The 11,169-nt window shown below is 62.9% G+C and carries 8 protein-coding genes; 3 read left to right on the top strand and 5 right to left on the bottom strand.

Annotated features, from left to right (window positions below; all coding sequences use genetic code 11):
- Window positions 1-180: 180 nt before the first annotated feature.
- From argA to E0D86_RS05630, 4 genes are all read right to left on the bottom strand, one after another.
- Window positions 181-1,479, bottom strand: a complete 1,299-nt coding sequence (gene argA / locus E0D86_RS05615) for an amino-acid N-acetyltransferase (RefSeq protein WP_131649020.1) — start codon at window positions 1,477-1,479, stop codon at window positions 181-183.
- An 88-nt stretch (window positions 1,480-1,567) separates the two neighbouring features.
- Entirely contained in the window at window positions 1,568-2,725 is a 1,158-nt protein-coding gene (gene argE / locus E0D86_RS05620) for an acetylornithine deacetylase (protein ID WP_131649021.1), read from the bottom strand.
- 133 nt (window positions 2,726-2,858) lie between these two features.
- Window positions 2,859-4,124 (bottom strand): inorganic phosphate transporter, encoded by a 1,266-nt coding sequence (locus tag E0D86_RS05625; protein WP_131649022.1) that lies wholly within the window; start codon window positions 4,122-4,124, stop codon window positions 2,859-2,861.
- Window positions 4,125-4,162: 38 nt separating this feature from the next.
- Window positions 4,163-4,840: a TIGR00153 family protein gene (locus tag E0D86_RS05630; RefSeq protein WP_131649023.1), complete on the bottom strand. Its 678-nt coding sequence runs from the start codon at window positions 4,838-4,840 to the stop codon at window positions 4,163-4,165.
- Window positions 4,841-4,944: 104 nt separating this feature from the next.
- Here E0D86_RS05630 and E0D86_RS05635 point away from each other — a divergent pair, with 104 nt between their 5' ends.
- Together E0D86_RS05635 and E0D86_RS05640 are read left to right on the top strand one after the other, a co-directional pair.
- Window positions 4,945-6,309 carry an inorganic triphosphatase gene (locus E0D86_RS05635; RefSeq protein ID WP_131649024.1) on the top strand — a complete coding sequence of 455 codons (1,365 nt, stop codon included), beginning with the start codon at window positions 4,945-4,947 and terminating at the stop codon, window positions 6,307-6,309.
- Window positions 6,310-6,651: 342 nt separating this feature from the next.
- A complete protein-coding gene (locus E0D86_RS05640; RefSeq protein ID WP_131649025.1) occupies window positions 6,652-8,433 on the top strand; it encodes a GspE/PulE family protein in 1,782 nt (593 codons plus the stop codon).
- A 117-nt stretch (window positions 8,434-8,550) separates the two neighbouring features.
- Here the strand turns inward: E0D86_RS05640 and E0D86_RS05645 are convergent, their stop codons facing one another.
- Window positions 8,551-9,258: a murein L,D-transpeptidase catalytic domain family protein gene (locus E0D86_RS05645; RefSeq protein ID WP_131649026.1), complete on the bottom strand. Its 708-nt coding sequence runs from the start codon at window positions 9,256-9,258 to the stop codon at window positions 8,551-8,553.
- Between the two features lie 229 nt (window positions 9,259-9,487).
- Here E0D86_RS05645 and E0D86_RS05650 point away from each other — a divergent pair, with 229 nt between their 5' ends.
- Window positions 9,488-11,110, top strand: coding sequence for a murein L,D-transpeptidase (locus E0D86_RS05650; protein ID WP_131649027.1), 1,623 nt, complete (start codon window positions 9,488-9,490; stop codon window positions 11,108-11,110).
- Window positions 11,111-11,169: the final 59 nt, after the last annotated feature.

Here is an 11,169-nt window from a genome sequence, read left to right on the forward strand (position 1 = left end):
CATCAATCTCCGCCTAGCGCGTTGCCGCCGGTCCCGCGCGAGCTGAAGCGGAGCGCCGCCCGGCCCACCCTACAGTTGTAGGTCGGATTAGCCGAAGGCGTAATCCGACGAACAAACCAACAAACAACCACGGCCTGCCTTTTCGTCCAGTCTTCCAGCCTCAAGCGCCTTTATCGTCTTCTACAGCTTCTTCTCGAACACCTTCGACTGCCGCTGGAAGTTGTATAGCGACGCCCGCGCCGCTGGCAGGCGTTCGACGCCACTGGGTTCAAAACCGCGTTCGCGGAACCAGTGGGCGGTGCGAGTAGTGAGTACGAACAAAGTTTTCAGACCCAGCTTGCGCGCCCGCGCTTCGATACGTTCGAGCAATTCATCGCCGCGACCGCCATGGCGATACTCCGGGTTGACCGCCAGGCAGGCCAGTTCGCCCCAGTCCGAATCGGGGATGGGATAGAGCGCGGCACAGGCGATGATCAGCCCGTCGCGCTCGACGATGCTGAACTGTTCCACTTCTCGCTCCAGCACCTCGCGTGAACGGCGTACCAGGATGCCCTGCTCTTCCAGCGGGGTGATCAGGTCGATCAGGCCGCCCACGTCCTCGATGGTCGCTTCGCGCAATTGCTCGAACTGCTCCTGGGCCACCAGGGTGCCGCCACCGTCGCGAGTGAACAACTCGTTGAGCAGCGCGCCGTCATCGACATAGCTGACTAGGTGGCTGCGCCGGACGCCGCCACGGCAGGCCTGCGCAGCGGCGTCCAGCAGCTCGGCTTGGTAATCGCTGCTCAGCCGCTCGACATGAGCGGGAATCTGCGGCGGGCGCAGCTCGCGCACCAGATTCCCGGCTTCGTCCAGCAGCCCGCGTTCGGCGCCGTAGAGCACCAGCTTGTCGGCCTGCAGGTCGATGGCCGCGCGGGTGGCGACGTCTTCGCAGGCTAGGTTGAAGATTTCCCCGGTGGGTGAGTAGCCCAGTGGCGAGAGCAGCACTATGGTGCGCTCGTCCAGCAGCCGGCCGATGCCCTTGCGGTCGATGCGTCGTACTTCTCCGGTGTGCTGATAATCGACCCCCTCGACCACGCCGATGGGCCGCGCGGTGACGAAGTTACCGCTCGCCACGCGCAGCCGCGCGCCCTGCATGGGCGAGGCCGCCATGTCCATCGACAGCCGCGCTTCGAGGGCGATGCGCATGTGCCCGACGGCATCGATTGCACACTCCAGCGCAGCGGAATCGGTAACGCGTAAGCCGCGATGAACGCGCGGCCCTATGCCGCGTGCGGCCAGTCGCGCCTCGATCTGCGGACGCGAGCCGAACACCAGCACCAGCCGCACGCCGAGGCTGTGCAACAGCACCAGGTCGTGGACGATGTTGCCGAAATTGGAGTGTTCCAGCCCATCGCCCGGCAGCATGACCACGAAGGTGCGCTCACGGTGCGAGTTGATGTAGGGCGAGGAGTCGCGAAGCCAGGTGACGTAGTCGTGCATGTTGCAGAAGCCTTCAAGTGACAGCTTAAAAATCGGTAGCCGGGTCGGGAGAGCGGGCGCGGGAGCAGATTCGATCCGAAATCTGCTCCTAACCTCGGCTGGCCGGCTGCAGGCAATAGTGATCGATCATGGCGCGCAGCAGCCTCACGGTGGGCTCGATTCTGTCGAGATCCAGGTATTCGTTCGGCTGGTGGGCGCAGGCGATGTCGCCGGGGCCTAGTACCAGTGTCTCGCAGCCAAGCTGCTGAAGATAAGGCGCTTCGGTAGCGAACGCCACCGCCTCGGCGGCATGGCCGGTCAGCCGTTCGGCAAGCTTGACCAGCTCGCCGCCCGCCGGCTGCTCGAAGGGCGGCACGCTGGGAAACAGCGGCGCCAGCTCGATCGTCACCTGGTGCTGCTCGGCCAGCGGCTGTAAACGCTGGCGAATGGCTGCGCGCAGCTGCTCGGGGTCCATACCGGGCAACGGCCGCAGATCGAACTCCAGTGCGCAATGGCCACAGATGCGGTTGGGATTGTCGCCGCCGTGGATGCAGCCGAGGTTGAGCGTCGGCTGCGGCACGTCAAACAGCGGATTGTCGTATTCGCCCTGCCACTCACGGCGCAGCGTCATCAGCTCGCCCATCACGCCGTGCATGGCATCCAGCGCGCTACGGCCGTAGGCGGGGTTGGAGGAATGCCCGCTCTGCCCGTGAATCTCGATGCCTTCCATCATGATGCCCTTGTGCAGACGCACGGGCCGCAACCCGGTGGGCTCGCCGATCACCGCGGCACGCCCCAGCGGCCGGCCGGCATCGACCAACGCCCGGGCGCCGGACATGGAGCTTTCCTCGTCGCAAGTGGCGAGGATCAGCAGCGGCTGCCTGAACGGCTGGTCCAACAGCGGCAGCACCGCTTCGATGATCAGCGCGAAGAAGCCTTTCATATCGCAGCTGCCCAGGCCGTACCAACGGCTGTCGGCTTCGCGCAGGCGCAGCGGATCGGACGTCCACAGCTCGGCATCGAAAGGCACGGTGTCGCTGTGTCCGGCCAGCACCAGTCCGCCGGGACCGCTGCCATGACTGGCCAGCAGATTGAACTTGCCGGGGGCTATTTCCTGCGTTTCACAGGAGAAACCAAGATCACCCAGCCAGCCGGCGAGCAGGTCGATCACCGGCCGGTTGGTCTGGTCCCAATGCGCCTGTGTGCAGCTCACCGAAGGCGCGGCGACCAGCGCGGCAAATTGATCCTTGAGTGAGGGAACGGGCACCGGCTACCTCCGTATCGAGATCGGAACAGAGCAGCCAGTGAAACATGAAACGCATCAAGACGGGACCCATGAACGAATACGCCCCGTCAGATCGACGGGGCGTATGAGGTGTCGCAGTCTGTCGCGCGGTAGATCAGGTGAAAATGGCGCGAAGAATCAGGAAGAACACGATCGCCAGGCCAGCACCGACCGGCAGGGTAACCAGCCAGGACATAAATATCTTGCCGACCACGCCCAGGTTCAGCGCGCCGATACCGCGCGCGATGCCCACGCCAAGCACCGCCCCAACCAGCGTATGCGTAGTGGAAACCGGCAAGCCAATCGCCGACGCGCCAACCACTGTGGTGGCAGTCGCCAGTTCCGCAGCGAAACCGCGGCTTGGAGTGAGCTCGGTGATCTGCTTGCCAATGGTGGCGATCACCTTGTAACCGTAGGTGGCGAGACCGATAACGATACCTACCGCGCCCAGCAGCAGCACCCAGCCCGGCACGGCCGACTTGGCAGCGACCGCAGCCGCGCCATCGGACTGCAGCACACCGACCACCGCAGCCAGCGGGCCGACTGCGTTGGCTACATCGTTGGAGCCATGGGCGAACGCCATGGAGCAGGCGGTGAAGATCATCAGAACGGCGAAGACCTTTTCTACGCTGGAAAAGTGGAAGGTTTTGTCCGCTTCGACGTCGACCTTGATGCGTGTCAGCAGCGCGATACCGATCAGCATCACCAGCACGCCGACGCCAACGGCGAGAAGAAAACTCTGGCCGCTGCTGAGGTCCAGACCGATGTGTTTGAGCCCCTTGGACAGGGTCATCAGCGCCACCATGAAACCGGTGAGGAACATGTACATCGGCACGAAACGCTTGGCGTTCTGGAAGGGATTCTCGGTGTCGATGATCAGGCGCTGCACACTCATGAACACACCGAAGGCGATGGTGCCGGACAGCACAGGCGAGACGACCCAGCTGGCAACGATCGGACCGACGCCCTCCCAGTGCACCGCATCCATCGAGACACCCACCGCCGCGAAACCGATCACCGCACCGACGATCGAGTGGGTAGTGGAAACCGGCCAGCCCTTCATCGACGCCACCAACAGCCAGGTGCCGGCGGCAAGCAGTGCCGACATCATTCCCAAGACCATCAGTTCCGGCGGGATCATCTCGGCGTCGACAATGCCGTTCTTGATGGTTTCGGTCACCTCGCCACCGGCCAGGTAGGCCCCGCAGAACTCGAAGACCATGGCGATCAAAATCGCCTGCTTGATGGTCAGTGCGCGCGAGCCCACCGAGGTACCCATGGCGTTGGCCACGTCATTGGCGCCAACGCCCCAGGCCATGAAAAAACCGAACGCGCAGGCGAGCACCAGGAGTACGAAGCCGTAATCCGAGATAAGAGACATAGAAAGTTACCTGTTGAACCCAGAAAGGAAACTGGCGCTCAACGCGCCAGCAATTGTTCCAGACGGTTACCGACGCGCTCGGCACGGTCGGCCACGTCACCGATCCATTCGATGATTTTGTAGAGGAACATGACGTCTACTGGTGGCAATTCCTTTTCCAGCTTGAACAGCTCACGGCGAACCGTGATCTGCATACGGTCGGTTTCACGCTCGATTTCCTCAACTTCCTCGACCATCTTCTCGACCAGCGTGGCCTCACGGCCGCTGAAGCCGGTCTCGAGCAGCGAATCCAGTTCTTTGAGCGCCTTCAGCGCCTGGCAGCTGGCATCGACGCTGCGCTGGACGAAGGCCAGCATCAGCGGCTGCAGCGCCACGGGGACGGTCATGCAGCGGCCCAGCATCAGGCCGGCGATGTCCTTGGCGCGGTTGGCGATCTTGTCCTGTACACTCAGCAGCTCCAGCAGATCGGAGCGCGGTACCGGCAGAAACAGGCTCTTGGGCAGATGCTGGCGAACGCTCTTCTTGAGCTTATCGGCCTCGTTTTCCAGGCGCGCCATCTCTTGCTGGATCTGCTCGACCCGCTCCCAGTCTTCTGCCGTGATCGCCTGAAACAGGGGTACCAGGTTGGCGGCACATTCGTGGGACTTGGCCATGTGCTGCTGCATCGGGCCGATGGGCGAGCGTCCGAACAGGCTGACGAATGGATTGATTGGCATAGGGAATACCCCGGCTTCAGAAGGCGGCAAGTATACGGATGAGCTTGAAACACCGCCACCGCGTGATATCAGTCACACTCAAACATAGGCATCACCTGGGCATCATGCAGAAAGAAACCGAAATCAAACTGCGCGCCAGTCGCGAAACCCTCGCGGCACTACGCGACCACCCGCTGCTGAAAAAGCGCAACAAGAGCGGCTGGCAACGCCACGAACTGTTCAATCAGTATTACGACACGCCCGAGCGCGAACTTGCTCAGGCGAAAGTTGCGTTACGTCTGCGGCGCGATGGCGAGCAGTTCATCCAGACGCTCAAGAGCCGTGGCCAGAGCGTGGCCGGCCTGTCCGAGCGCAACGAGTGGGACTGGCACCTCGACAAGGCCAAGCTGGACCCGAAGAAACTCACTGACGACTGCTGGCCGGCAGCCCTCGCCGAGCTGGACAAGAAAACCCTCAAGCCGATCTTCACCACCGACTTCGTCCGCGAGAAGGCCGAAATTGCCTGGGGCCGTGGCAAGGCCAAAGTCGTGATCGAAGCGGCGCTGGACCTGGGCAAGGTCGTGGTCGGCAAGCAGAGCGAGGACATCTGCGAGCTGGAACTGGAACTGCGCCAGGGCGAGCCCGAAGCGCTGCTGGAGCTGGCCACCGAACTGGCGGCCGACCTGCCGCTGATGCCCTGCGACATCAGCAAGGCCGAGCGTGGCTATCGCCTGCATGACGCCGACAGCTATGCGCTGAATCTGCCGGCGCCGATACTCGATACACTCATGCCGCTGGACGATGCCTTTGCCGCGCTGGCCTGGCATCTGCTGGGCAATAGCCAGCGCCTAGCCGAGCAGTACCGCTTCAACGGTCATTGGAAACTGCTCAGCCAATGGCTGCAGCAACTGGTCGACTTGCGCGCCCTGCTCGGCAGCCTCGGCCAGGCCGCTCCGCGCGCCAGTAGCCGCGAGCTGCGCGAACGGCTCGATGCGCTGATCCAAGACTGGCGTCCACGCCTCGAAGCCGGGCAGGACGACGAATCGATCCGCCAGGCAGCGCCGGACGAATTCGCTGCCGAACTCGATCAGCCACGCTGGGGCCTGTTCTCGCTGAAGGCCTCGCTATGGCTGCTGCAACGTGGCTGGACCGCTGAGCGCAACAACCGTGGCAATCGCCAAGGTGCAGCCGGACTGGGCAATTGGTTGCCGCGCCTGTTGGGTGAAGAAGCCGAGGCATTGCAGCTGTTGCGCTATCAGCAGCAGCCTGAAGACCTCGCCGAACAACGCCCACGCATGGAGCGGCTGCTGGTTTGGCTGCGCCTGGCACGCACGACGTTGGAAGTACCGGAAACCGACCGTCTCTATGGCGAACTGGCCAAGCTCTACGAACTGGCACAACAGCCGCTGAGCGACGAACTGCTCGATGCCCGCGTCGAACAGGCGCGTACTGTGTGGACGCTCAAGGCTTGGAAGGCGCTGACGAAGTAACCTTCGCAAGCTGCAAGTCACGCGTAGGGTGGGCTTTAGCCCACCGCTTATTCGTACTCACCGCCGTTATTACGCCTCGCCTGGCCTGTTACCCGTCAAGCCGATTTATGGTGGGCTGAAGTGGAACGCCGCCGGCTCACCTACAAGACTGTTCGATACCCGTGTCGAGCAGACGCGTACTGTGCCGACGCTCAAGGCCTGAAAGGCGCTGACGAAGTAAGCTGCTGGAAGCTGGAGCTAAATCCAAAGGTGCGTGCGGTGCCGGAGCGCTGCCAAGCTTCGGCTTTTAACTTCAAGCTTTCAGCATCAGGCTTCAAGCAGCTTATACATCCAGGAGTCCCCATGTCCGCCTTCGCCCCTTCCACCGCCGATCGCCTGCTCGACCTCAACGATCTGTTGCGAGACCTGGTGGCGCAGGGCCGGCTTTTGCAGGACACGGCCGAACAATGCCTGACCCTGCGGCGCAGCACGACAGCACAGCAACATCCGCTGGAGTTTCTCGCCGAGCAGCAACTCGACGATCTGGCACGACCCGGTAAGAAGCTCGATCTGGAAACCCTGACCTTCTGGCTCGCCGAACAAGCCGGGCAGCCCTATCTGCGCATCGACCCGCTGAAAATCAATGTCGCGGCCATCACGCCACTGATGTCCTACGCCTTCGCCCAGCGCCACAAGATCCTCGCCGTGGCGGTGGACAGCTCGGCGGTGACCATCGCCAGCGCCCAGCCCTTCGTGAAGAGCTGGGAAGCCAACCTGACCCACGTGCTCAAGCGCCCGATCAAGCGCGTGGTGGCCAACCCGTTGGAGCTGCAGCGCTTTACCGTGGAGTTCTACCGGCTGGCCAAATCGGTCAGCGGCGCCACCGCCACGGACCAGAAGGTCAGCGGCACCGGTAACTTCGAGCAGCTGCTCAACCTCGGCGCCAGCGACCAGGAGCCGGACGCCAACGACTCGCACATCGTCAATATTGTCGACTGGCTGTTCCAGTACGCCTTCGATCAACGCGCCAGCGACATCCACATCGAACCACGCCGCGAACAGGGCACCGTGCGTTTTCGCATCGATGGCGTACTGCACAACGTCTATCAATTCCCGCCCCAGGTGACCATGGCGGTGGTCAGCCGACTGAAGTCGCTGGGGCGGATGAACGTCGCCGAAAAACGCAAGCCGCAAGACGGACGGGTAAAAACCAAGACGCCGGATGGCGGCGAAGTGGAGCTACGCCTGTCGACCTTGCCGACCGCTTTTGGCGAGAAAATGGTGATGCGGATCTTCGATCCGGAAGTGTTGCTCAAGGGCTTCGACCAGCTGGGCTTTTCCGCAGAGGACCTGCGCCGCTGGCAGAGCATGACCGGCCAGCCCAACGGCATCATCCTGGTCACCGGCCCCACCGGCTCGGGCAAGACCACTACGCTGTACACCACGCTCAAGCAACTGGCCACGCCCGAGGTGAACGTCTGCACCATCGAAGACCCGGTCGAGATGATCGAGGGCGCCTTCAACCAGATGCAGGTGCAGCACAACATCGACCTGACCTTTGCCAGCGGCGTGCGCGCGCTGATGCGCCAGGACCCGGACATCATCATGGTCGGCGAGATCCGCGACCTGGAAACTGCCGAGATGGCGATCCAGGCTGCACTGACCGGCCACCTGGTGCTTTCTACCCTGCACACCAACGATGCGCCCAGCGCCATTACTCGCCTGCTGGAACTGGGCGTGCCGCATTATTTGCTGCGCGCCACCTTGCTTGGCGTGATGGCCCAGCGCTTGGTGCGCACACTCTGCCCGCACTGCAAGACGCCGGTTCAACTGGATGCCGATGACTGGCAGGCCCTGACCAAACCCTGGAACGCCCCGCTGCCGAGCCATGCACAGCAAGCCGTGGGCTGCATTGAGTGTCGGGATACGGGCTATCGCGGCCGCGCAGGCGTGTACGAAATCATGCTGCTCAACGATACGATCAAGCCGCTGATCACCGCCGACACCGACCTCATCGCCTTGCGTCGCCAGGCGTTCAAGGACGGCATGCACAGCCTGCGCCTGTCCGGCGCGCAGAAGATCGCAGCGGGGCTGACTACGTTGGAAGAGGTGTTGCGGGTAACACCGCAGAGTGAGCAGAAATAGAGCCGCAGGCGAACTGCTGACGCTTCGTTCGCGGCGCGCTGTCGCCGTAGGGCCGAATTCATTCGGCCGAGTTTGCGAAAGTCGAACAAGTTCGACCCTACGAGCCTTGCCGCTGAGTCACCCCTGCCGCGCCGCCAATATCCCCGCAACGCGCGAAGGCTCGCAATTGAGATAGGCCGAGGTCTGCAGCCAATCCTGATCCGGATACCAGGAAAACATGAACTGCCCGCCCTTGAGGCTATCGACCACCATGCGCGCCACTTCCGGGCGCACCGCCGGGCAGCCCTGGCTGCGGCCGATGCGGCCTTGAGTGGCGATCCAGGCCGGGTTCACGTAATCAGCCGGGTGGATGACGATCGCTCGTTCGCGGGCCAGGTCGTTCACGCCGGGTTCGAGCCCATCCATACGCAGTGAATAGCCATGCTTGCCGCTGTAGCTCTCGGCGGTGCGGAACAGGCCGATGCTCGACTGATGGCTGCCAAGCACGTTGGAGAAGCGCGTGGCGAGGTTTTCGCCAGACTTCATTCCGTGGGCGACGAAATCTTCAAGCAACAACCGCCGCTGCTGCAGGTCGAATATCCAGAGCCGGCGTTCCGACGACGGCAGCGAAAAATCGATCACCGCCAGCCGCTTCGCGGGGCTGGCGCCGTTATTCACAGCGCATTGCATGGCCGCTACGGCATGCGTGAGCACTTTGAGGTTTAACGTAGGCGCTATCAGTGACAAGTCATCCACAACCGGCTGGTAGGAAGGACTGGCCGCCAGGAGCGGAGCTGACAGGAGCAGACCTGCCACGAGGCAGAGGCGTCGGAACGAAACCATCATGTATTGAATTACCTCACCGACGCCAAAGCCGCATTTCCCTCTTGGCTAGCGTCCATACGCGCTGCAGCACCGAGCAGGCGGCAGCGAAACAGGTCAGACGGGAGCGAAAAAACTCCCACTTCGTCTGACAGAGCATTTTGTGGTGGTCCGGATGGGTCTGGTTTTCCCAAAGCCGCAGCCGGATTAGCGGCAAAGTCTAGCAGTCGGTGGGTTTGCCGGGAGTGAAGCATTGTATAAAAAACATGCAGTTCGTCTGGTTGGCATCTTCTGCCTCGCACCCGCATTGGCGTTCGCGCAGCCTGCCAGCAATCCAGTCAAACCTATCCAGAGCGCCCTGGAAAATCTCGCCAGCGCCTGCGCCAGTCCCCTTGCCGACATCGACCAGACGGCTTCTCGGCAGCTGACCGAGCTCTATAGTCGACAGCAGTTCGAAGCCTTGTGGACATCCTATGAGCAGATCGACACGCTGCTAGCGCAACTCGATGCGCTGGTCGACGACGGTCTGAATCCTGCTGCTTACCATCCCGCAGCCATTCGCCGAAGCCTGTATACGGCGACGGCCGAACCGCTGCATCGCGAGTGTGGCGACATTCTCGCGACGCACGCCTACCTGCTGGCACTGCGGCATCTGTCCCACGGGCGGCTGCCGCAGGATCGTCTGGAGCCGGTCTGGCGCAGCACCGACGCCGTGGCCCCGCAGCGGGCGGATGACCGGTTGTTGGACATCGCCGATGCCGGCCTGATGAACATCGGCCAGGCCTTCGATCAGGCGCGCCCGACGTTCGAGCAGTACCACAACCTGCGCAAGGCTCATGCCCGCCTGCGAGCCGAGCCCGCGCAACGCCAACTGCCGATCCCTGCCGGAGAGACTTTGCGTCCCGGTATGTCGGATGCCCGGGTTCCCTTGCTGCGCCAACGTCTGGCCGCCGGCGGCCATCTTCCCGACACCATCGCGGTGGAAAGCGTCCAGAACCGCTACGACCGAACCGTCGAGCAGGCGCTGAAAGCCTTCCAGGCCCGCCACGGCTTGCAGGACGACGGCATATTGGGCGTCGACACCCTGGCCGCGCTGAACGTCACCCCGAGTGAGCGACTGGACCAGCTGAAGATCAATCTGGAGCGATTCCGCTGGCTATCCCGCGACATCGAGGCGCGCTCGCTGTTGGTCGATATCGCTGGCGGGCGCGTCGTCTATTTCCGTGACGGGCGCGCGCAATGGGAGACACGCAGCCAGGTTGGCCGCGCGACGCGGCAGACACCGGAGATCAAATCGACCGTCACCCGGCTGACCCTCAATCCGACCTGGACCGTGCCACCCACCATCCTGAGCGAAGACAAACTGCCCAAGATCCGTGAGGACCTCGGCTATCTGGCCGAGCAGGATCTGCAAGTTTTCGACTACGAGGGCAACCCGCTGGACCCTGAGCAGGTCGAGTGGAACGATCCCGGCCGCATTCTGCTGCGCCAGGCCGCAGGACCGGACAACCCGCTCGGACGTCTGGTCGTGCGCTTCGACAATCCATTTGCGATTTATCTGCACGACACGCCGAGCCAGGGCCTGTTCGACCGTTCCCAGCGCGCGTTCAGCTCCGGCTGCGTCAGGGTCGAGTCGGTCATGCAGCTGGTCGACCTGCTGTTGGTCGATGGCGAACGCGAACGCTTCGCCCGGTTGCTGGAGACGGGCAAGACGCACGAGTTTCGCCTGGCCGAGCCCACCCCAGTGCTGCTGGCGTACTGGACAGCCGAAGCGGACAGCACCGGACAACCACACTATCGCCCGGACATCTATCAACGCGACCCAGACCTGATCGCCTCGCTGCGGATGGCTGACCAGAAGCTGCTGAAAGATTGATGAGGCCGCGCGTATCAAACCTCCCTAACCAGGCATTCGCCAGACCGGACCGGCGGCTC

Origin of the sequence: Pseudomonas sp. IC_126 (assembly GCF_004331835.1) — a bacterium.
Lineage (GTDB): Bacteria > Pseudomonadota > Gammaproteobacteria > Pseudomonadales > Pseudomonadaceae > Stutzerimonas.

What these genes read in the sequence shown, in the direction of transcription:
- argA (WP_131649020.1), bottom strand. Translation starts at nt 1,479, where the DNA reads ATGCACGACTACGTCACCTGGCTTCGCGACTCCTCGCCCTACATCAAC.
- E0D86_RS05625 (WP_131649022.1), bottom strand. Translation starts at nt 4,124, where the DNA reads ATGTCTCTTATCTCGGATTACGGCTTCGTACTCCTGGTGCTCGCCTGC.
- E0D86_RS05635 (WP_131649024.1), top strand. Translation starts at nt 4,945, where the DNA reads ATGCAGAAAGAAACCGAAATCAAACTGCGCGCCAGTCGCGAAACCCTC.
- E0D86_RS05630 (WP_131649023.1), bottom strand. Translation starts at nt 4,840, where the DNA reads ATGCCAATCAATCCATTCGTCAGCCTGTTCGGACGCTCGCCCATCGGC.
- E0D86_RS05640 (WP_131649025.1), top strand. Translation starts at nt 6,652, where the DNA reads ATGTCCGCCTTCGCCCCTTCCACCGCCGATCGCCTGCTCGACCTCAAC.
- E0D86_RS05645 (WP_131649026.1), bottom strand. Translation starts at nt 9,258, where the DNA reads ATGATGGTTTCGTTCCGACGCCTCTGCCTCGTGGCAGGTCTGCTCCTG.